Genomic DNA, 21858 nt, shown 5'->3' with positions numbered 1-21858 from the left:
GTCGGTTTCGGTGGCGGCGGCTCAGCCGCGGCTGACCAGCGAACGCAGGAAGAACGCGAGGTTGGCGGGGCGCTCGGCGAGGCGGCGCATGAAATACCCGTACCAGTCGGTGCCGTACGCGATGTAGACACGCATCCGGTGTCCCTCGGCGGCCAGCCGGTCCTGCTCGGCCTCCCGGATGCCGTACAGCATCTGGAACTCGTACTCATCGAGCTTACGTCCGGCGCGGCGGGCGAGGCTCTGGGCGATCGCGATGACGCGCGGGTCGTGGGAGCCGACCATCGGGTAGCCGCCGCCGTTCATCAGGATCTTGAGGCAGCGGACGTACGCCCGGTCGACCTCTTTCTTGTCCTGGTACGCGACGGACGCGGGCTCCTTGTAGGCGCCCTTCACGAGCCGCACGCGCGAGCCGGACTCGGCGAGGACCCGGCAGTCCTCCTCGGTGCGGAAGAGGTACGACTGGACGACCGCGCCGGTCTGTGGGAAGCGCTCGCGCAGCTCGCCGTGGATGGCGAGCGTCGAGTCGATGGTGGTGTGGTCCTCCATGTCGAGGGTGACCGTGGTGCCGATCTCGGCGGCGGCCTCGACGACGGCGGTGACGTTCTTCAGCGCGAGGTCGTGTCCGCCGGGCAGCGCCTGCCCGAAGGAGGAGAGCTTGACGGACATCTCGGCGCGGACGCCCAGCTCCAGCGGGGCAAGGGCCTCGATCAGCCGCAGATACGCGTCCCGGGCGGCCAGCGCCTCGGTCGGGTCGGTGATGTCCTCGCCGAGGACGTCGAGGGTGACTTCCAGACCGCGGCCGGCCATGTTCTGGATCACCGGGACCGTCTCCTCGACCGACTCACCGGCGATGAAACGGTTCACCACGGGCTTGGTGACCGGTGCGGCCGAGACGACACGGCGCATTCTGTCGCTCCGCGACGCGGCAAGGATCACGGGACCCAGCACGGGGCACCTCCACGGTGAGATCGAAAGAGCCGTAACCGAACATCCGCGTAACAGAAGCGATCAGTTCAGTGCAGCAAGGAGAACCACTGTGAAACCTAAAGATCGGGCCGATCCTCTGCCATCGACACCTGTCACGCATCCGTGGCCGGGATCTCAGACATCTGTCTGAAAGCAGTGGGAGAATGTCCGAGTGAAGGACGATTATCAGGAGCTGGTCGACGAGATCTCGGCGCTGCTCGGTGTCCCCGCGACGCTGGAGAACCGGGACTTCGGACTGATCGCCTTCGGCGCGCACGACAGCGAGGACGACACGGCCATGGACCCGGTCAGGACGCGTTCGATCCTGACCAGGAAGTCCACCCCGGCGGTCCGCGCCTGGTTCGAGGGCTTCGGCATCACCCGCGCGACGGAACCGGTCCGGATCCCCGCGGCCCCGGACGCGGGCGTCTTCCGTGGCCGGATCTGTCTGCCCGTACGGCACCGGGGCACGGTGCTCGGTTACGTCTGGCTGCTCGACGACTCCGATCCGGGGCCGAGCGCGTCCCGGCTCGCGGCGGCCATGGAGGTGACCTCGCGGATCGGCGATCTGCTCGCGGACGAGGTACGGGCGGGCGCGGATCTGGCCCGCGAGCTGCGCGCCGTACTGACGGCGGGGCCCGGCTGGCAGCGGGACATGGCACTGGACGCGCTACGGGCGGCGCTGGGGCCGAGCGCGGACGGATCGCATGTGGTGCTCTGCGTGGCGCCCTGGCGCGGTGAGGAACCACGGATACGGGCGGTGCCGGGGACCGCGGCGTTGTGCACGCTGCCCTACGGGGCGGGGCGGAGGGCGGGCGGCTCGGCGAACGGGCGCCTGAACGGCTCGTCGGCGGGCACGAAGACTGGCCCGGCGAACGGCCCGACCGGCTCGGCGAATGGCTCGGCGATCGGCGCGAACGGCTCGGGCGAGGCGGACACCCTCGCCCTGCTCGTACGGCTCCGCTCACCGGACGCGCTCGCGCCCGTCCTCACGGCCGTCGCCCGGCTGCGCGAGGAGGCGGGCCCGGGGGCCGCCGCCGGTTCCTGCGCGCCGCGCCGCGGTCTGGCCGAGCTGCCCGCGGCCTGGCGGGAGGCGGTGTCGGCGGCCCGCGCCTCGGTCGCCCAGCCCCGTTTCGGCCCGGTGGCGCGGTGGACGTCGATCGGCGCGTACCGTCTGCTGACCGCGCTCCCCACCGAGCCCGACCCGGTGATCCGGCCGCTGCTGGACCCCGTACACGCCGAACTGGCCCACACCGCCGAGGTGTTCCTCGACCATGCGGGCCAGGCGGGGCGCACGGCCTCGGCTCTCGGCATCCACCGTCAGACGCTGTACTACCGGCTCTCCCGGATCGAGCAGCTGACGGGTCTGGAGCTGGACGACGGCGAGGACCGGCTGCTTCTCCATATGGCTCTGAAGGCGACCCGGCTCTGACGACGGGCCGGGCGCCCGCGGATCCACTCCACGAAGACCGGCCGGACAGGACCCAGGCCCAATCCGGTCGGACAGGACCTAGTCGGTCAGATCCACCGAACGCGCCGAGGCCGCGCCGATCTCCTCCGAGATCTCCGCCAGCACGGCCGGCGGTACGTTGTCGTCGACGGTGAGCACGACCAGCGCCTCGCCGCCCTCCTCCGCCCGCGAGACCTGCATCCCCGCGATATTGAGCCCGGCCTCACCGAGGATCCGGCCGACCGTGCCGACCACACCGGGGCGGTCCTCGTAGCGCAGCACGATCATGTGCTCGGCCAGCGCCAGCTCCACGTCGTACTCACCGATCGCGACGATCTTCTGAAGGTGCTTGGGCCCGGCCAGCGTGCCGGAGACCGAGACCTCCTCGCCACCGGAGAGCGTGCCGCGCACGGTCACCACGTTGCGGTGGTTCGGGGACTCGCTGGAGGTGGTCAGCCTGACCTCGACGCCACGCTCCTGCGCGAACAGCGGGGCGTTGACATACGACACGGTCTCGGCGACGACATCCTCGAACACGCCCTTGAGCGCGGACAGTTCGAGCACCTTCACATCGTGCTGGGTGATCTCGCCGTACACCTCGACATCGAGCCGGACCGCGACCTCGCCCGCGAGGGCGGTGAAGATCCGGCCGAGCTTCTCGGCGAGCGGCAGCCCCGGGCGTACGTCCTCGGCGATGACCCCGCCCTGGACGTTGACCGCGTCCGGCACCAACTCGCCCGCGAGCGCGAGCCGTACGGACCTGGCGACCGCGATGCCCGCCTTCTCCTGCGCCTCGTCGGTGGACGCGCCGAGGTGCGGGGTGCAGACGACCTGGTCGAACTGGAACAGCGGGGAGTCCGTGCAGGGCTCCTTGGAGTACACGTCCAGACCGGCGCCGGCGACCCGGCCCTCCTTGAGCGCGGAGGCGAGCGCTTCCTCGTCCACGATCCCGCCGCGCGCGGCGTTGACGATCCGCACCGTCGGCTTGACCTTGTGCAGCGCCTCGTCGCCGATCAGCCCCAGCGTCTCGGGGGTCTTCGGCAGGTGCACGGTGATGAAGTCCGACACCTCAAGCAGCTCGTCGAGCGTCAGCAGCTTGACGCCCATCTGCGCGGCGCGGGCCGGCTGCACATAGGGGTCGTACGCGACGATCTTCATGCCGAAGGCGGACATGCGCTGGGCGACCAGCACGCCGATGCGCCCGAGGCCGACGACGCCGAGCGTCTTCTCGCTCAGCTCCACGCCCGTGTACTTCGAGCGCTTCCACTCGCCGTTCTTGAGGGCGGTGTTGGCCTGCGGGATATTGCGCGCGGTGGCGACCAGCAGACCGCAGGCCAGCTCGGCGGCGGTGACGATGTTCGAGGTCGGCGCGTTGACGACCATCACGCCGGCCTTGGTGGCGGCGGAGACGTCCACGTTGTCGAGGCCGACGCCGGCGCGGGCGACCACCCTCAGCTTGCCCGCGGCGGCGATGGCCTCCGCGTCGACCTTGGTCGCGGAGCGGACCAGGATCGCGTCCACGTCGGCGATGGCGGGCAGCAGCTCCGCGCGGTCGGCGCCGTTGCAGTGCCGGATCTCGAAGTCCGGACCGAGCGCGTCGACGGTGGCGGGCGAAAGCTCTTCAGCGATGAGTACGACAGGTTTCGAGCTCACGTGAGTCCTCACAAGTCCCATAGCGGACGGCCGTCCCGACGGCCGCATGCGGTGGAGGGTTCTGGCCGCGTGGAAGACGCACGACGCTGTGGGCCTGACGCGTATGTGCTGAGCAGTCTAGTGCTGTCACCGGGCCGTTTTCCGCCCCTGCGGAAGGATCACCCGTACGTGCGGTCCGGCGTCGGCGTTCCGTGCGGACGGCCCCGGCTCATCCCTGGCCGGGGCCGTCCGCGCGCGGTGTTACGCGTCCTCGTTGTCCACCCAGCTCATGAGCTTGCGCAGCTCGGCGCCGGTGGTCGCGAGCAGGCTGTCGCTGTCGGCCTTCTTGTACTCGTTGTACTTCTTCAGACCGCCGTGGTACTCCTCCATCCAGTTCTTGGCGAAGGTGCCGTCCTGGATCTCGGCGAGGATCTTCTTCATCTCGACCTTGGTCTGGTCGGTGATGACGCGCGGGCCGCTGACGTAGTCGCCCCACTCGGCGGTCTCGGAGACCGACCAGCGCATCTTCTCCAGACCGCCCTCGTACATCAGGTCCACGATCAGCTTCAGCTCGTGAAGGCACTCGAAGTACGCGATCTCCGGCTGGTAGCCGGCCTCGGTCAGCGTCTCGAAGCCCGCCTTGACCAGCGCGGCGGTGCCGCCGCAGAGCACGGCCTGCTCACCGAACAGGTCGGTCTCGGTCTCCTCGGTGAAGGTCGTCTTGATGACGCCGGCGCGGGTGCCGCCGATGCCCTTCGCGTACGAGAGGGCCAGCGCGAAGGCGCTGCCGGAGAAGTCCTGCTCGACGGCCGCGATGCACGGCACGCCGCGGCCCTCCTCGTACTGGCGGCGGACCAGGTGGCCGGGGCCCTTGGGGGCGACCATCGCGACATCGACATTGGCCGGCGGCTTGATGAAGCCGTAGCGGATGTTGAGGCCGTGGCCGAAGAACAGCGCGTCGCCGTCCTTCAGGTTGTCCTTGATGGACTCCTCGTAGACCTGGCCCTGGACCGGGTCCGGCACCAGGATCATGATGACGTCGGCCTCGGCGGCGGCCTCGGCGGGCGTCACCACGCGCAGGCCCTGCTCCTCGGCCTTGGCCTTGGACTTGGAGCCCTCGTGCAGACCGACCCGGACGTCGACACCCGAGTCACGGAGCGACAGCGCGTGGGCGTGGCCCTGGCTGCCGTAACCGATGACCGCGACCTTGCGGTTCTGGATGATGGACAGGTCGGCGTCGTCGTCGTAGAACAGCTCGGCCACTGGGTCTTCTCCTTGGTGTGCGCTGCTTGGGGTGCAGGCGGCTTCGTGAATGCCGCGGCTCGCGTCCCACCGTACGGCGGGACGGTCGACGCGGGTGTCCCGGTCTCGCCATACGAGCGGACCGGGGATGACGGGGGCGTGGTTACGGACGGGGGCCGGCGGTTACGCGCTGCGGTCGAGCGCCCGCAGGCTGCGGTCCGTGATGGACCGCGCGCCACGCCCTATGGCGATCGTGCCGGACTGCACCAGCTCCTTGATGCCGTACTGCTCCAGCATCTTCAGCATGGCGTCGAGCTTGTCGCTCGATCCGGTGGCCTCGATCGTGACGGCCTCGGGTGAGACGTCCACGGTCTTGGCGCGGAACAGCTGGACGATCTCGACGATCTGGGAGCGGGTCTCGTTGTCGGCGCGGACCTTCACCAGGACGAGCTCGCGCTGGATCGCGGCGCCGGGCTCAAGTTCGACGATCTTCAGGACGTTCACCAGCTTGTTGAGCTGCTTCGTCACTTGCTCCAGGGGCAGTTCCTCGACATTGACCACGATGGTGATGCGGGAGATGTCGGGGTGCTCGGTGACACCGACGGCGAGCGAGTCGATGTTGAAGCCGCGGCGGGAGAACAGCGCGGCGATCCGGGCGAGGATGCCGGGGGTGTTCTCCACCAGAACGGAGAGCGTGTGCCTGGTCATGTGTCGGTCTCTTCTCTCGGTCTCTCGGGCTCTCGTTCCGCGGCTCAGTCGTCCGCGCCGTCACCGAAGTCGGGGCGGACGCCCAGAGCGGCCATGACCTCGTCGTTGGAGGTGCCCGCGGCGACCATCGGCCACACCTGGGCGTCCTCGTGGACGATGAAGTCGACCACGACGGGGCGGTCGTTGATGGCGTTGGCCTTGGCGATCACCGCGTCCAGCTCGTCCGGGGACTCGCAGCGCATCGCGACACAGCCCATGGCCTCGGACAGCTTGACGAAGTCCGGGACGCGGGTGCCGCCGCTGGGACCGTCGGCCACGTCCTGGCCGGAGTGCAGCACGGTGTTGGAGTAACGCTGGTTGTAGAAGAGGGTCTGCCACTGGCGGACCATGCCCAGCGCGCCGTTGTTGATGATCGCGACCTTGATCGGGATGTTGTTGAGCGCGCAGGTGGTGAGTTCCTGGTTGGTCATCTGGAAGCAGCCGTCGCCGTCGATGGCCCAGACCGTGCGGTCCGGCTGCCCCGCCTTGGCGCCCATGGCGGCCGGCACGGCGTATCCCATGGTCCCGGCGCCGCCGGAGTTCAGCCAGGTGGCGGGCTTCTCGTACTCGATGAAGTGCGCGGCCCACATCTGGTGCTGGCCGACGCCCGCCGCGTAGATGGTGTCCTCGGGGGCGAGCTGACCGATGCGCTGGATGACCTGCTGCGGCGAGAGGGTGCCGTCCGCGGGCTGGTCGTAGCCGAGGGGGTAGGTCTCGCGCCAGCGGTTGAGGTCCTGCCACCAGGCGGTGTAGTCGCCGACGCGGCCCTCGGTGTGCTCGGACTGGACGGCCTGGACCAGATCGGCCAGGACCTCGCGGGCGTCGCCGACGATCGGCACGTCCGCGGTGCGGTTCTTGCCGATCTCGGCCGGGTCGATATCGGCGTGGACGATCTTGGCGTGCGGCGCGAAGCTGTCCAGCTTGCCGGTGACGCGGTCGTCGAAACGGGCTCCGAGGGCGACGATCAGGTCGGCCTTCTGCAGCGCGGTGACGGCGGTGACCGATCCGTGCATGCCCGGCATTCCCACGTGCAGCGGGTGGCTGTCGGGGAACGCGCCCAGCGCCATCAGGGTGGTGGTGACGGGGGCGCCGGTGAGCTCGGCGAGGACCTTCAGCTCGGCGGTGGCGCCGGCCTTGAGGACGCCGCCGCCGACGTACAGCACCGGGCGCCTGGCCTGCGTGATCAGCTTGGCGGCCTCGCGGATCTGCTTGGCGTGCGGCTTGGTCACCGGGCGGTAGCCGGGCAGGTCGTGGGTGGGCGGCCAGCTGAAGGTCGTCTCCGCCTGGAGCGCGTCCTTGGCGATGTCCACCAGGACCGGTCCCGGGCGCCCGGTGGAGGCGATGTGGAAGGCCTCCGCGATGGTGCGCGGGATGTCCTCGGCCTTGGTGACCAGGAAGTTGTGCTTGGTGATCGGCATGGTGATGCCGCAGATGTCCGCCTCCTGGAAGGCGTCCGTCCCGATGGCCTTGCTGGCCACCTGGCCGGTGATCGCGACCATCGGCACGGAGTCCATGTGCGCGTCGGCGATCGGGGTGACCAGGTTGGTGGCGCCGGGGCCCGAGGTGGCGATGCAGACGCCCACCTTGCCGGTGGCCTGGGCGTAGCCCTCGGCGGCGTGGCCCGCGCCCTGCTCGTGGCGGACGAGGATGTGGCGGACCCGGGTGGAGTCCATCATCGGGTCGTACGCGGGGAGGATGGCGCCGCCGGGGATGCCGAATACGGTGTCGGCCCCCACTTCCTCAAGAGAGCGGATGAGGGACTGCGCGCCCGTGACGTGCTCAACGGAGGCGGGGGACGGTCCGCCGTTACGGGCCCGCGGCTGCGGATGGTGGGCCCCGGTGGCCTGCTCGGTCATCGGCATTCTCTTCTCGAAGAGGCTGAGGGTTTTTGCGAGGGTTTGGGGTGTGCCGGTGCAACAAAAAACCCCTCGTGCCGTGAGGCAGGCGAGGGGAGCGCGTCGGTGTGGTTCTGCAGAGCGGTTCGGGACTCTGCTTCAGCCGACGCGCTTTCCAAGTACGAGAATTCGGGTGCGCATGGCACTGACCCTCCCTCCGGCGCGCCATGGCTGTCAAGCGGGTGGGACGGGAGTCTCACTATTTGAGCGGATCGAGGGGCATCGAAGGGTGCGGAATCCGGTCACCCGGGGAGGGCCGGGAGGGCCGTACGGGCAGGGCGCTTCCGGTCAGCACGGGCAGGGCCGCGCCGCCCGGCAGGGGGTACGTGCCGGCCAGCAGGGCGCGGCGCAGCCGGTACTCGTCCAGCGGTCCCGAGAAGGCCATCCCCTGGCCGTGGGTACACCCCATGGCGCGCAGCGCGAGGACCTGCTCGGGGACGTCGACCCCGTCGGCCACGGACTGCATGCCCAGATCACCGGCGATCCGCAGCAGCCCCGCCGTGATCTTGTGCAGCCGCGCGGACTCCACGATGCCCTCCACCAGAGCGCGGTCCAGTTTCACCACGTCCACGGGGAGCCTGCGCAGGGCGCTGATCGCGGCGTAGCCACTGCCGAAGCCGTCGAGGGCGATCCGTACCCCCAGCCGGCGCAGCGCGACGAGCCGGTGCTCCAGCTCGTCGAGGGAGGCCCGCGGGTCGCTGTCGGACAGCTCGATCATCAGGGCCCCCGAGGGCAGCCCATGGCGGGTGAGCAGGGTCTCGATGGAGCCGGGCGGCATGGACTTGTCGAGCAGTCTGCGGGCCTGGAGCCGTACCGCGACGGGCACGGTATGGCCGATTCTCGCCCGTTCCGCGGCTTGGGAGACGGCCTCTTCCAGCAGCCGGCGGCCGAGCTCCGCGGTGCGGTCGCTGTCGTCGGCGACGCGCAGGAACTCCGCGGGGGTGAACAGGATGCCCTGGGCGGAGCGCCAGCGTGCCTGGGCGGCGACGGCGGAGACCCGTCCGGTGGTGAGGTGCACCACCGGCTGGTGGAGCAGGGCGAATTCGCCGTCGTGCAGGGCGGTGCGCAGCCGGGTGGCCAGCTCGGTCCTGCGTACGACGTCGGCCTGCATCTGGGGTGCGTACAGCTCGACGCGGTTCTTGCCCGCGGCCTTGGCGCGGTACATGGCGAGGTCCGCGTTGCGCATGAGTTCGGTGGGGGTTATGCCCGGTTCCGCGAAGGCGATGCCGATGGAGGCGGCGACCCGGACATCGTTGCCGTCGATGCGATACGGCTGCGAGAGCCTGAGGCGCAGCCGGTCGGCGATCTCGTGGACCTGGCGCTCGCGGGCGGTCCTGTCGTCGTTCCCGTCGCCGAGGACGATGGCCGCGAACTCGTCGCCGCCGAGTCTGGCCGCGGTGTCACCGGCCCGTACGGAGTCCTGGAGCCGGTGGGCGGCGAGGATCAGCAGCTCGTCCCCGACCTGATGGCCCAGCCGGTCGTTGACGCCCTTGAAGCCGTCGAGGTCGATGAAGAGCACGGCCGTGCCGGGATCGGTCGTACGACGGCCGGAGAGGGCTTGTCGTACGCGCTCGGTGAACAGGGCGCGGTTGGGCAGGTCGGTGAGCGGGTCGTGCTCGGCGTTGTGCTGGAGCTGCGCCTGGAGGCGTACCCGTTCCGTGACGTCCCGGCTGTTGAAGATCAGCCCGCCCTGGTGGCGGTTGACGGTGGACTCCACGTTGAGCCAGTCGCCGGTCCCTGATCGGAAGCGGCACTCGATGCGGGTGGTGGGTTCCTCGGAGGGCGGCGCGGCCAAGAAGCGCCGTACTTCGTGGACCACCCGGCCGAGGTCGTCGGGGTGGATGATCGAGGCCAGTTCCGCGCCGACGAGATCTTCCGCCTCCCGGCCGTACACGCCCGTGGCGGCGGGGCTGACGTAGCGGAGTATGCCGGAGGGCGCGGCGATCATGATCACATCGCTTGAGCCCTGGACCAGGGACCGGAAGTGGTTCTCCTTCTGGGCCAGTTCATGGGTGAGCGCGATGTTGTCGACGAGCATGATGCCCTGCCGTACGACCAGCGCGAGCACGACCGCGCAGCCGGTGAGGACCACCACCCGGTCGACCCGGCGGCCCTCGATCACGTTGTAGAGGATGCCCAGCGTGCAGACGGCCGCGGCCAGATAGGGCGTGAGCGCGGCGAGCGAGCCGGCGATCGGACGGCTGGAGGTACGGGGCTGACGTGGCTGCGGCGGGCTCTCCGGGATACGGCGCATGCCCCATGGCGCGTAGGCGAGGAGCAGCGAGCCGGCGAACCAGCCGGCGTCCAGCAGCTGCCCCGAGCGATAGGTCTCCCGCAGCAGCGGGGAGGTGAACAGGGCGTCGCACAGTACCGTCAGGGCGAGTGCGGCGATCGCGGTGTTGACGGCGGAGCGGCTGCCCGTGGCCCGTCGGAAGTGCAGCGCGAGCACCATGCTGACCAGCACGATGTCGAGCAGCGGATAGGCGAGGGAGAGCGCCGCCTGGGTCACGCTCTCGCCCTGGAAGTGCGCCGTGCGCGCGAGGGCGAGGCTCCAGGAGAGGGTGAGCAGCGAGCCGCCGATCAGCCAGGAGTCGAGCGCCAGACAGAGCCAGCCGGCCCTGCTGACCGGGCGCTTGGCGAGGACGAGCAGCCCCACGATGGCGGGTGGCGCGAAGCAGAGGAAGAAGAGATCGGCGAGTGAGGGGCTGGGCACCGGTTCGTCGAGGATGACTTCGTACCAGCCCCAGACGGCGTTCCCTCCGGCGGCCATCGCGGAGGAGAACGAGAACAGCAGCCAGGCGGGCCGGAAGCGGCTGCCGTGGCCGCGCGCGTAGAAGAAGCAGGAGACCGCGGCGATCGCGGCGGCCAGACTCAGCCCGAAGTCACCCATGAACAGGGCCAGTTCGGGTGAGCCCCAGCCCAGCGCAGCGCCGGCCGCGTAGCCCGCGCAGATCAGGGCGAGCAGGAGCTGCGCGACCAGCCCCGAGCCGCTGCCCGAGACCGCCCGCCTGCCGATGAGTACGCCCTCGGCGCTCACCGGAGAACCCCGGGGGGTGTCGCCGTCACCGCCGAAGGAACCCGCGTGTTGACCGGGATGTCCGGAGGCCGTCGCCGGCGCCCCTGCCGCGTCGGATCGTTCGTCCATTGGCCGTACATCGCCCCGTCGCCCCCCTCGCATTCTGATCGCTCCGCTGCGCCGCCCCAGGCGCGCCGCAGCCCCCAGATCGGGACGATACACCAGTCTCGTCACTCAGGGACATAGTTCTTCTACTCTCCGTGACGACCAGGAACGTTGTCGGCCACGAGGGTGTCCGGACGGCTGCGGAGAGTGGCCAGGGAGTGCCTTCCGGATCTTGACGCGGGGTGCTTCGGCCCGGGGGCGGCCGGTGGGTTCGGGTCAGCCGGCGGGCTGGGGGTCAGCCGGTGGGTTCGGGGTCAGCCGGTGGTGAGGACGAGGTTGCGCGGCTCCTCCCCGGCCGCGAACAGGGTGAGCTGGCCGGCCAGCAGCCGCTTCACGCGCGGCAGGAACGCCGAGGTGGAGCCGCCGACATGGGGACTGATGAGGACACCCGGGGCGTGCCAGAGCGGATGACCGGCGGGCAGCGGTTCCGGATCGGTGACGTCCAGGGCGGCCCTGATCCGTCCGCTCCCGGTCTCGGCGAGCAGGGCCGTGGTGTCGACGACGGCGCCGCGCGCGACGTTGACCAGCAGCGCGTCGTCCTTCATCCGGGCCAGGAACTCCGCTCCGGCCAGGCCCCTCGTCCCCTCGGTGAGCGGGGTGGAGAGGATCACCACGTCGGCGTCGGGGAGCAGTTCGGGAAGATCGGTGAACGCGCGGACGGCGCCGCGCTCCGTGGTGCGGGCGGAGCGGGCGACGCGCACCACCCGCGCGCACTCGAAGGGCGCGAGCCGGTCCTCGATGGCCGCGCCGATCGATCCGTACCCGACGATCAGTACGGACTTGTCGGCGAGCGCCGGGTAGAAGCCGGAGCGCCACTCCTCCCGCTGCTGGCCGGTGACGAAGCCGGGGATGCCGCGCAGGGAGGCGAGGATCAGGGCCAGGGTGAGTTCGGCGGTGCTGGCCTCGTGGACACCCTTGGCGTTGCACAGGCGTACGCCGGCGGGAAGCGAGCCGAGGGCGGGGGCCACATGGTCAATGCCCGCCGAGAGGGTCTGGACGACACGTACGGAGGTCATGGCGGCGAGCGGCCGTATCGCGATCTTTGGCCCCTTCATGTACGGGACGGCGTAGAAGGCGCAGTCGGCCGGGTCGGCGGGGTACTCCTCGCCGCCGTCCCAGAAGAGATAGCGCGGCCCTTCGGGAAGCCCCTCGATCCCGTCGGCCCGCAAGGGGAGCCATACGTCTGAAGTCATGGTCAGGAGGCTATGCGATGGGTGCCGGAGCGATGAGGTTAGCTTGAGGGCGGCACAAGGAGGGGTACGGCGTTGGAGCGCAGGACAATCGGTGCGGCGGCGCTCGAAGTGGGCGCGATCGGCCTCGGCTGTATGCCGATGCACTGGGCCTACACCGGCTCGCAGCAGCACGGCGACCGTTCACTCCGTACGGTGCACGCGGCGCTCGACGCCGGTACGAGCCTGCTCGACACGGCCGATATGTACGGCCCCTTCACCAATGAGCTGCTGCTGGGGCGGGTGCTCGGGCAGCGGCGGGCGGACGTCTTCGTCTCGACCAAGTGCGGGCTGCTCGTCGGTGATCAGCACATCGTCGCCAACGGCCGCCCCAGCTATGTGCGGCGGGCCTGTGACGCCTCGCTGCGGCGCCTCCAGACCGATGTGATCGACCTCTACCAGCTGCACCGCGCGGATCCCGAGATACCGGTCGAGGAGACCTGGGGCGCGATGGCGGAGCTGGTGGCCGCGGGGAAGGTGCGGGCGCTCGGGCTGTGCGCGGTGGGGGCGCGCGCGTCCCGGCGCAGATCGGGGACGCATCTGCACGAGTCGACGATCCGCCAGCTGGAGCGGGTGCAGCAGATCTTTCCGGTGAGCGCGGTGGAGGCGGAGCTCTCGGTCTGGTCGCCCGAGGCGCTGGAGCGGCTGCTGCCGTGGTGCGAGGCGCGCGGTATCGGGTTTCTGGCCGCGATGCCGCTGGGCAATGGCTTTCTGACCGGCACGCTCACGCCGGGGCAGGGTTTCGAGCCGGACGACGTACGGGCGCGGCATCCGCGGTTCACGGCGGAGATGATGGCCGCGAACCAGCCGCTGGTGGTGGGGTTGCGGCGGATCGCGGCGCGGCACGGCGCGACTCCGGCGCAGGTGGCGCTGGCGTGGGTGCTGAGCAGCGGGCGGCATGTGGTGCCGCTGCCGGGGACGAAGCGGGAGCGGTGGGCGGTGGAGAACGCGCGGGCGGCGGGGCTGACGCTGACGGTCCGGGATCTGGCCGAGATCGCGGAGCTGCCGCCGGTGCGGGAGTCATGGGAGTGAGCGTGGCCGCGGTGCGCGAACGGCGGCGGTGTGAGAACCGTTGGGAACGGTAGAGCTCAGGGAAATCGCAGCCTTCGAAGGGATCGAACCGTGCAACGTTCAGCAGTGACGGCCGTAGGGACCGCTGTCGCCCTTCTCGTGTTGGCGGGATGCTCCTCCGGCGGCGGTACGGGTCCCGAGCCCGGCCGGAGCGCCACGACGACGCCGGTCGCCGCGACGTCGGGGGCCGCGGCTCCGAGCCCGTCGGCCGCGCCGGCCAAGGGCTCGGTGAAGGTGGTGTCCACCCTGACGGAAGGGCTCACCTCGCCCTGGGGCCTGGCGGCGCTGCCGGACGGCGACGCGCTGGTGTCCGCGCGCGACGAGGGGACGATCACCCGGGTGGACGCGGAGACCGGGAAGAAGACCGTGATCGGTTCGGTGCCCGGGGTCTCCCCGGCGGGCGAGGGCGGGTTGCTGGGCATCGCGCTCTCTCCTTCGTACGCCTCGGACCATCAGGTGTACGCGTATTTCACGACCGCCTCGGACAATCGCATCGCGCGGATGATCTACGACGAGAAGAAGCCGGCGGGGCAGCAGTTGGGGGCGCCCGACACCGTGCTGCGCGGCATTCCGAAGGGCACCGTCCACAACGGCGGACGGATCGCTTTCGGCCCGGACAAGATGCTCTACGCGGGCACCGGCGAGACCGGTGACACGGGCCTCGCGCAGGACAAGAAGTCGCTGGCCGGAAAGATCCTCCGGATGACTCCGGACGGGCAGCCCGTACACGGCAATCCGGAAGCGGATTCGGTCGTCTATTCCCTGGGCCACCGCAATGTGCAGGGACTGGCCTGGGATTCCGAGAAGCGGCTGTGGGCCTCGGAGTTCGGCCAGAAAACCTGGGACGAGCTGAATCTCATCGAACCGGGCAAGAATTACGGCTGGCCCGATGTGGAGGGAAAGGCCGGTAAGCCGGGCTTTGTCGACCCGGTCGAGCAGTGGCGGACGGACGAGTCGTCGCCGAGCGGTATCGCGTACGCGGAGGGCTCGATCTGGATGGCGGCGCTCCAGGGCGAGCGGCTGTGGCGGATTCCCCTGGCGGGGCGGGAAGCCGCGGCCGCGCCTCAGGCGTTCCTCAAGGGAGAGTACGGCCGTCTGCGCACGGTGCTTTCGGTGGGCGGCGACAGGGTGTGGCTGATGACCAGCAATACGGATGGCCGGGGCACACCGAAGCCGGGGGACGACAGGATCCTCCTGCTGGAGGTCGCGTAGCGATACGCGCCGGCGCGTGGTGAACAGCGCCGCCGGGCGCCGCCCATCGGCACGCGACGCCGCCCCACCTGTCCGTGCGGCTGCTAAACCGCGGAATCCGGGAAAAGGCGCAGGCGGTGCGAGAGCGCCGCCGCTTCCGTACGGCCCGACACACCCAACTTGGCCAGGATGTTGGAGACATGGACGCTCGCCGTCTTGGGCGAGATGTACAGCTCCTCGGCGATCCCTCGGTTGCTGTGACCGGCGGCGACCAGCCGCAGGACGTCCTGTTCCCGGGGGGTCAGACCCAGCGCGCGGGCCGGGTCGGGATCCGGGTCGGTGCCCCGGGCCGTACGGACCTCGGCGGGCGTCGGCGCGAGGCTGATCCGGGCCCGCCCGGCGAGCGATTCGATCTCCTCGGTCAGCGGACGCGCGCCGAGGTCGCGGGCCGCGGTGTGAGCCAGGATGAGCAGGTCCGCGGCGTCGGCGCGGTCGGCGTGGTGGTCCAGCAGGGCGGCGGCCCATCGCTGCCGGACGAGCGCCAGTTCATAGGGCCGTTCCGTCACTTCGAAGGCGGCGACGGCGCGCGCCCACAGCTCCGGCGCCATGGTGCCCTCCGCCCGCGCCAGCTCCGCTTCCAGCATGAGGCCGTACGCGTGCCAGACAGGCACGAGCGTGGGCATCCGCTTGGCGTGAAGGCGTATGGCCGCAAGGATCGCCGCCCGTCCGGCGTCCGCGTCCGGCAGCCCTCGGGCGTCCGCCTCGATCGAGGCCGCCGCGCACAGCAGCGGCAGTGCGTACTGCCGGGTGCCCGGCGGCAGGCCGTGCTCGGTGATCCGCTCGAACTCGGCCCTGGCGTCGGCCAGCGCGCCGCGCCGCGCGGCGACGCGCATCGCGAGCCGGGTCGGCGGTATGAGGTGCTGCGGCTGGAAGTCATGGGTGCCGAAGAAGCTCCGGGCCAGCTCCACCTGGCGCTGTGCCTCGTCGAAATCACCTCGGGCCAGCGCCAGTTCGGCGCGGCGTCCGGCGACCAGACCGCGTGCCTTGTGGGACCGGGCGAGCTCCACCGTGTCGTCGAGGACGGCTTCCGCCTCGGTCCAGCGTCCGAGGGAGAAGAGGGAGTGGGCCAGGTTGTGCCGCACCCAGGCCTCTGTATCGGCGAGACCTCGCTGATGGCTGAAGGCGATGCCCTGCTCGGCGGCGGCCACCGCTTCCCCGGAGCGGCCCATGCTCTCCAGCGTGGACGGCAGATTGATACTGGCCCGCCCCAGGATTCCGACGGCGCCCAGCTCGACGGCCCGGTCACGGGCGTCGTACAGCTCGGCGATGCCCTCCTCGACGCCGCCCGCGTCGGCGGTGAGCCAGCCGCGGGTGAGGCGGGCGTGCAGTTCGGTGAGCTCGGCGCCGACCAGCCTGGCGTACTCCACGGCCCGGTCGGCGGCGGCCAGGCTGTCGGGACCCGGCTGGTGCAGGGCGCCCCAGCTCGCGACCATGGCGAGGACTTCCGCGTGTACGGCGGACGGTTGCATCCCGCGCACCAGCTCCTGGGCGGTGGCCAGTTCCTGCCAGCCGTCGCCCCGTGTGAGGTCCTGCGTCAGGCGGGAGCGCTGGATCCAGAACCAGGCGGCGCGCAGCGGATCCTTCCCGCCGTCCTCGCCCTCCAGGATCCGCAGGGCCTTCTTGGAGATGGCCAGGGCGCGTTCGCGCTCACCGCCGGAGCGGGCGGCGACCGTCACCTCCGCCATCAGATCCAGATAGCGCAACGGCGAGGATGTCGGATCGCCGCCGCACGGCGGATAGACCTCGACGTCGTCCGGTGGCCGCAGGGTGCCGCGTACCTCCTCGGGGGCGTCGTCCCACAGCTCCATGGCCCGTTCGAGCAGCCTCAGTTGCTCGGAGTACGCGTAGCGCCGGCGCGCCTCCACGGCGGCGCTCAGCACCGCGGGGAGGGCCTTGGCCGCGTCATGCGCGTGGTACCAGTGGCTGGCGAGGCGGGTGGTGCGCTCGTCGGCCCGTACGAGCGAGGGATCGGCCTCAAGCACCTCGGCGTAGCGGCGGTTGATCCGGGAGCGCTCGCCCGGGAGCAGATCGTCGCTGACCGCCTCGCGCACCAGCGAGTGCCGGAAGCGGTAGCCGTCGCCGTCGGCCGTGGGCAGCAGGATATTGGCGCTGACGGCGGCCCGCAGCGCCTCGATCAGCTCGTCCTCCGCGAGCCGTCCGACGGCGGCCAGCAGCCGGTATTCGACGGTCGTGCCGCCCTCGGCGACGATCCTGGCGACCCGCTGGGCGTCCTCGGGCAGCGCCTCGACCCTGACGAGCAGCAGATCGCGCAGGGAGTCGCTCAGACCGGTGCCGCACGCCGTCCCGATGGAGCAGGCCAGCTCCTCCACGAAGAACGCGTTGCCGTCGGAGCGTTCGAAGATCTGCTCCAGCAGGGGCGGGTCCGGTTCGGCCGCGAGGATGCCCGTGAGCTGGCTCCGTACTTCGGCGCGGTTGAAGCGCGAGAGCTCGATACGGCGGACGGAGCGCAGCCGGTCCAGCTCGGCCAGGAGCGGGCGCAGCGGGTGGCGGCGGTGGATGTCGTCGGCGCGGTACGTGGCGAGCACGACGAGCCGGCCGCGGCGCAGCGCGCGGAAGAGATAGGCGAGCAGATGGCGGGTGGAGGCGTCCGCCCAGTGCAGATCCTCCAGGACGATCACGACCGTACGGTCGGCGGCCAGCCGCTCCAGCAGGCGCGCGGTGAGCTCGAAGAGCCTGGCGGTGCCGTCCTCACCGAGCGCGCCGCGGTCCGACTGCCCCAGCTCGGGCAGGAGCCGGGCCAGTTCGTCCTCCTGGCCCTCGGCCGCCGCCTTCAGCTCGTCGGGCAGCTGACGGCGCAGCGAACGCAGCGCGGTGGAGAAAGGCGCGAACGGCAGTCCGTCCGCGCCTATTTCCACGCATCCGCCGACCGCCACGACGGCTTTCTCGGAGCAGGCCACTTTGTGCAGCTCCTCGATGAGCCGCGTCTTGCCGACCCCGGCCTCGCCACCGATGAGCAGCGCCTGGGGCTCGCCCGCGGTGGCGCGGGCGAGCGCTTGGGTGAGGGCGGTGAGTTCGCCGGATCTGCCGACGAACACGGGGCTGACTGACCTGGTCTCCACGCGCCCGAGCATCGCACAGGGGTCTGACGGCGCGGCACTGGTTATCGAGTGGAGTGCCATCACGTCACGTCACGTCACGCCGCGCGCGTGAACCGGTCGTGCGGGGTGGTCACCCGCCCCTCCCGGGCTTGCTTGGACGCTCGCCGCGCCTGCCGGCGGGCGGTGCGGATCTCGCGTACGAGCCGCCGCTGGTCGGCCCTGCGGATCAGCTCGGCCGCGTTGATCTTGTGAAGTTCGTACTCGAACATCGGGTCCCCCTGGTGAAGGTGTCTGGCGTCTGGTGATGCCTCTACCTTCGTCTCCCAGGGGGTACGGCCACATCGGGAGAGTGCCGCATCTTGACGGGCCCCGGTGCCTTAGAAACAGGGGCGCGGACGTACGTACGGCCTAAGGCCCCGGCTGTGACGCCGTGCGGGCCTTAGACCGGGGGAAGGAACGCCGGAAGCGGGCGGGCTCAGGGGGTGGGGGCAGGGGCGGCGGGGGCTGTGGGGAGCGCCGCGAAGAGGTCGAAGTACATGCCGAAGGAGACCAGCAGCCCCAGGAAGCCGAGGATCGCTCCGGCCAGCGCGAAGGGGCGGACCCAGCCGGTGCGCTGCGGCAGGGCCAGCACGATCGCTCCGACGAGCAGCGCCACCAGGGCCACCGCGCCGTTGACCGCGGCGGTGACGTGCCAGCCGTCGGCGTAGATCGCGGAGATCTGCTGCTCCGCGGTGCTGGACTGGCCGGTCTTGAGCTGTCCCACCAGGCCCTGGCGCTCGGCGAGAACGCGGCTCGTCCAGGTGCCGGTGAGGGCGACGATCCCGAGGCAGACGGCGACGATGGAGGCGGCCGCGGAGCCGAGACCGGACGGGCGGCTCGCCGCGGCGGCGTCGTCACCGTCCAGGTCGTCGTCCTCGTCGTCCTCGGCGTCGTCGTCATGGCCTTCGGCCGCGGTGGCGTCCTTGTCGACGGGCTCGGCGACGGACCCCTTCGTGAGGTCGGCCTTGGGGCCGGTCTTGGTCTCCGCCGTCGCCTCGGCGCCGGAGGCGGCGGTCTCGGCCGTCTCCGGGTCGGTGGTCTGAGCGGCGGTCTCGGTCTCGGGGGTCGGGTTCATATCGCGCACGCTAGGGGCCCTGTCTGAGAACTTCCTGAGAACGCCGAAACTCGCGGTGAAATGAACGTTTCGAAGTCGGGTCGAGGGTCCCCGCGGTCAGCCGTCGGTGCCCGCCCGCTCGCGCCACTCGGACGCCAGGAGCGACCAGATCTCGGTGTCCTGCCGTACGCCGCGGTGCGGATAGCTCTCCCGCAGCACCCCGTCCCGTGTCATGCCGAGCCGCCGCGCGACCTTGACGCTCGCGGTGTTGGCGGACGACACCTGCCACTCCACGCGGTGCATCCCGCGCTCCTCCACCGCCCAGTCGATCAGTACCCGGGCCGCGCGTGTGACCAGACCGCGCCCCGTCGCGGCGGGCTCCAGCCAGCAGCCGACCTCGCAGTTGCCGGTCGTCGCGTCGAAGAGGCGGAAGAGCACGCCGCCGACGAGGGTGGAGTCGAGCCAGATCCCGTAGATCCGTCCGCTGTCGGCCGCCTGCTTCTCCGCGTACGAGGTGAGCAGCGCGCGGGCCGACGCGGGATCGGTGACGGCGGCGGCCAGCTTGATGTGTTCATCGACCAGGTCCCTGGCGCGGTCCATATGGGCGAGGAATTCCTCGGCCCGCCATGGTTCCAGCGGGCGCAGCTCCGCTCCGTCACCCAGGGGTATCGCGAACATGGGGCTCCTTCTGCCTGCGAGCGAGTAGCTGTACGGGTGTTCACCGCACGAGCACGCTGTCCTCGGTCTCGCGCGGCTCGGGGATCTTCGCATGTCCGCGCCGTTGCGGCGCTTCGATACTGATCCGCGGCAGCCAGCGGTCGAGCCGGCGCGGCAGCCACCAGTTGGCGCCGCCGAGCATATGCATCAAGGCCGGGACCAGCAGCGTACGGAGGACGAAGGCGTCCAGCGCGACCGCCGCCGCCAGCGCGATCCCGAACATGGCGATGACCCGCTCACCGCTCAGGACGAACGCGAGGAAGACCGAGATCATGATGACCGCCGCGGAGTTGATCACCCGCCCGGTCTCGGCGAGGCCGACGCGGACCGCCCGCCGGTTGTCCCCCGTCTTCAGCCACTCCTCGTACATCCGGCTGACCAGGAAGACCTGATAGTCCATGGAGAGCCCGAAGAGCACCGAGACCATGATCACGGGCAGGAAGGGCTCGATCGGGCCCGCGCTGCCGAGCCCCAGCAGCTCACTCCCCCACCCCCACTGGAAGATCGCGACGACGACCCCGAACGACGAGGCGACGGCGGCCACATTCATCAGCGCGGCCTTGACCGGGATGCCCACGGACCGGAAGGCGAGCAGCAGGAGCAGACAGCCGAGGGTGATCACGACCCCGACGAAGAGCGGCAGTTTGCCGATGATGATCTCCGCGAAGTCGTCATAGCTCGCGGTGAGCCCGCCGACGTGCACGTCCAGGGAGGTACCGGCCTCGGCCTCGGGAAGGACATGTGTACGCAGCCGGTCGACCAGCTCGCTGGTGTCCTTCGCCTGGGGTGCCGAGTCGGGTACGACGGTGAGCGCCGCCGTGTCGCCGCTGCCGTTGAACGTGATCGGGCCGACGGAGGCGACGCCCTCCGTCGTACGCAGCGTGCTGGGCAGTTGGTCCATGGCGAGCCGGTCGGCGGCGCCGTCCATGTGCGCGACCAGCGTCAACGGGCCATTGACGCCGGGGCCGAACCCTTCCGCGAGCCGGTCGTACGCCTGCCGAGTGGTGGTGGAGGCCGGGTTGTTGCCCTGGTCGGAGGTGCCCAGATGCAGCGAGAAGGTGGGCAGGGCGAGGACCAGCATCACGGCGGCGGCCACGGTGCCGAGCAGCTTGGGATGGCGTTCGACGAAGAGGGACCAGCGGGCGGCGAAGGTCGTGGGCCGGTCGGGCTCGGGTCCGTGCGCGGCGAGCCGCGCGCGTTCGCGCCGGCTCAGCGCCCGCGTACCGATGTACGAGAGCAGGGCGGGCAGCAGGGTCACGGACGCACCGACGGTCAGGACGACCGTGAGCGAGGCGGCGATCGCGACACCGTTGAGGAAGCTCAGCCCCAGGATCAGCATGCCCAGCAGGGCGATACAGACCGTGGCCCCGGCGAAGACAACGGCTCTGCCGGTGGTCGCGACCGCGTCGACCGCCGCCTCGTGGACGCTCAGGCCACGTTTGAGGCCCGTACGGTGCCGGGTCACGATGAACAGCGCGTAGTCGATGCCGACCCCGAGGCCGATCAGCAGTCCGAGCATCGGTGCGAAATCGGCGACCGTCATCACATGGCCGAGCAGCGCGATGCCCGCGTACGCCGTGCCGACCGAGACCAGCGCCGTGGCCAGGGGCAGCAGACTGGCGGCGAGCGAGCCGAAGGCGAGGAAGAGGACGACGGCGGCGACGCCCACGCCCACGATCTCGGCGGTGTGCGCCGTGGTGGATTCGGTGAGCGCGACGGCGCTGCCGCCGAGTTGTACGTCCAGTCCGTCGTCCGCGGCGGCCTTCGCGGTGTCGACCACCGCTTCGGCCTGTGCCACGGGGATCTCGTCGGTCGGCTGGGCGAAGGTGATCCGCGCGTAGGCGGTCCGGCCGTCCGCGCTGATCTGTGCGGCGCCGTCGGCCGCGTAGGGGCCGGCGACGGAGGAGACGCCGGGCAGCTTGCCGACCTTGTCGAGCATCGCCCCCATGCGCTGCTGGACATCGGGCGTACGGACGGAGCCGTACCCCGGACCGGCGCCTGGGGCGCGGTCCGCGTGCCAGACGATGGTGTTGTCGTCGCCGCCGAGCCCCCGGAAACCGTCGTTGAGGAGCTGGGCGGCGCGGCCCGACTCGGTGCCGGGTGCCTCGTAGTCGTTGGAGTACGAGGACCCCAGCACGCCCGCGGCGGTCGAGACACCGCCGAGGGCGAGCAGCCAGAGGAGAACGGCGAGGAGACGGTGCCTGATGCACCACCGCGCGATGGCTGCCAACGGATCTCCCTGGGTCACTCGTAGGAGATCCACTGTCGCAGCGATTAGTGATCGATTGTCCGTTTGGTGGGTTTACTCACAACCTGTGGCGCACG

The 21858-nt window shown here is 70.7% G+C and carries 15 protein-coding genes; 3 read left to right on the top strand and 12 right to left on the bottom strand.

The genetic code is table 11. From position 1 onward, the window contains the following. Positions 1-21 precede the first annotated feature (21 nt). Positions 22-948: a proline dehydrogenase family protein gene (locus ACFRMN_RS20840; RefSeq protein WP_383021602.1), complete on the bottom strand. Its 927-nt coding sequence runs from the start codon at positions 946-948 to the stop codon at positions 22-24. A gap of 190 nt (positions 949-1138) precedes the next feature. Between ACFRMN_RS20840 and ACFRMN_RS20835 the strand changes: the two genes are divergently transcribed. Next, the gene (locus ACFRMN_RS20835) at positions 1139-2398 is read left to right on the top strand and encodes a PucR family transcriptional regulator (protein WP_383021599.1); all 1260 of its coding nucleotides are present in this window, start codon (positions 1139-1141) and stop codon (positions 2396-2398) included. A 78-nt stretch (positions 2399-2476) separates the two neighbouring features. Here the strand turns inward: ACFRMN_RS20835 and serA are convergent, their stop codons facing one another. The 6 genes from serA to ACFRMN_RS20805 form a co-directional block, all read right to left on the bottom strand. Next, positions 2477-4069, bottom strand: coding sequence for a phosphoglycerate dehydrogenase (gene serA / locus ACFRMN_RS20830; RefSeq protein ID WP_383021597.1), 1593 nt, complete (start codon positions 4067-4069; stop codon positions 2477-2479). Between the two features lie 240 nt (positions 4070-4309). Next, positions 4310-5311, bottom strand: coding sequence for a ketol-acid reductoisomerase (gene ilvC / locus ACFRMN_RS20825; RefSeq protein ID WP_383021594.1), 1002 nt, complete (start codon positions 5309-5311; stop codon positions 4310-4312). Between the two features lie 162 nt (positions 5312-5473). Next, the gene (gene ilvN / locus ACFRMN_RS20820) at positions 5474-5998 is read right to left on the bottom strand and encodes an acetolactate synthase small subunit (RefSeq protein ID WP_030351817.1); all 525 of its coding nucleotides are present in this window, start codon (positions 5996-5998) and stop codon (positions 5474-5476) included. Between the two features lie 44 nt (positions 5999-6042). Further along, positions 6043-7893: an acetolactate synthase large subunit gene (locus tag ACFRMN_RS20815; protein WP_383021591.1), complete on the bottom strand. Its 1851-nt coding sequence runs from the start codon at positions 7891-7893 to the stop codon at positions 6043-6045. A gap of 238 nt (positions 7894-8131) precedes the next feature. Then, the gene (locus ACFRMN_RS20810; RefSeq protein ID WP_383021736.1) at positions 8132-10969 is read right to left on the bottom strand and encodes a putative bifunctional diguanylate cyclase/phosphodiesterase; all 2838 of its coding nucleotides are present in this window, start codon (positions 10967-10969) and stop codon (positions 8132-8134) included. Positions 10970-11367: 398 nt separating this feature from the next. Further along, complete coding sequence (locus tag ACFRMN_RS20805) at positions 11368-12306, bottom strand: 2-hydroxyacid dehydrogenase (protein WP_383021588.1); 939 nt, start codon at positions 12304-12306, stop codon at positions 11368-11370. 72 nt (positions 12307-12378) lie between these two features. On the opposite strand from ACFRMN_RS20805, the gene ACFRMN_RS20800 reads away from it, so the two are divergent. Together ACFRMN_RS20800 and ACFRMN_RS20795 are read left to right on the top strand one after the other, a co-directional pair. Then, complete coding sequence (locus ACFRMN_RS20800; RefSeq protein WP_383021585.1) at positions 12379-13374, top strand: aldo/keto reductase; 996 nt, start codon at positions 12379-12381, stop codon at positions 13372-13374. A gap of 105 nt (positions 13375-13479) precedes the next feature. Next, positions 13480-14625, top strand: a complete 1146-nt coding sequence (locus ACFRMN_RS20795) for a PQQ-dependent sugar dehydrogenase (RefSeq protein WP_383021582.1) — start codon at positions 13480-13482, stop codon at positions 14623-14625. Between the two features lie 83 nt (positions 14626-14708). On the opposite strand, the gene ACFRMN_RS20790 is transcribed toward ACFRMN_RS20795, so the two are convergent. The 5 genes from ACFRMN_RS20790 to ACFRMN_RS20770 form a co-directional block, all read right to left on the bottom strand. Continuing rightward, positions 14709-17756 carry an AAA family ATPase gene (locus ACFRMN_RS20790; protein WP_383021579.1) on the bottom strand — a complete coding sequence of 1016 codons (3048 nt, stop codon included), beginning with the start codon at positions 17754-17756 and terminating at the stop codon, positions 14709-14711. 62 nt (positions 17757-17818) lie between these two features. Continuing rightward, entirely contained in the window at positions 17819-17992 is a 174-nt protein-coding gene (locus tag ACFRMN_RS20785; RefSeq protein ID WP_383021577.1) for a hypothetical protein, read from the bottom strand. Positions 17993-18198: 206 nt separating this feature from the next. Then, entirely contained in the window at positions 18199-18837 is a 639-nt protein-coding gene (locus ACFRMN_RS20780; RefSeq protein WP_383021574.1) for a hypothetical protein, read from the bottom strand. Positions 18838-18933: 96 nt separating this feature from the next. Next, a complete protein-coding gene (locus ACFRMN_RS20775) occupies positions 18934-19494 on the bottom strand; it encodes a GNAT family N-acetyltransferase (RefSeq protein WP_383021571.1) in 561 nt (186 codons plus the stop codon). Between the two features lie 40 nt (positions 19495-19534). Beyond that, positions 19535-21763, bottom strand: a complete 2229-nt coding sequence (locus tag ACFRMN_RS20770) for an MMPL family transporter (protein ID WP_383021568.1) — start codon at positions 21761-21763, stop codon at positions 19535-19537. Between the last annotated feature and the right edge of the window lie 95 nt (positions 21764-21858).

This window comes from Streptomyces sp. NPDC056835 (assembly GCF_042789485.1).
Taxonomy (GTDB): Bacteria; Actinomycetota; Actinomycetes; order Streptomycetales; family Streptomycetaceae; genus Streptomyces.
This window is presented reverse-complemented; position numbering and strand designations above follow the sequence as displayed.

Excerpts from the sequence above, each read along its gene's own strand:
- ACFRMN_RS20815 (WP_383021591.1), bottom strand. The coding sequence starts at position 7,893 with ATGACCGAGCAGGCCACCGGGGCCCACCATCCGCAGCCGCGGGCCCGT.
- ACFRMN_RS20780 (WP_383021574.1), bottom strand. The coding sequence starts at position 18,837 with ATGAACCCGACCCCCGAGACCGAGACCGCCGCTCAGACCACCGACCCG.
- ACFRMN_RS20805 (WP_383021588.1), bottom strand. The coding sequence starts at position 12,306 with ATGACTTCAGACGTATGGCTCCCCTTGCGGGCCGACGGGATCGAGGGG.
- ACFRMN_RS20775 (WP_383021571.1), bottom strand. The coding sequence starts at position 19,494 with ATGTTCGCGATACCCCTGGGTGACGGAGCGGAGCTGCGCCCGCTGGAA.
- ACFRMN_RS20785 (WP_383021577.1), bottom strand. The coding sequence starts at position 17,992 with ATGTTCGAGTACGAACTTCACAAGATCAACGCGGCCGAGCTGATCCGC.
- ACFRMN_RS20790 (WP_383021579.1), bottom strand. The coding sequence starts at position 17,756 with ATGCTCGGGCGCGTGGAGACCAGGTCAGTCAGCCCCGTGTTCGTCGGC.
- ilvN (WP_030351817.1), bottom strand. The coding sequence starts at position 5,998 with ATGACCAGGCACACGCTCTCCGTTCTGGTGGAGAACACCCCCGGCATC.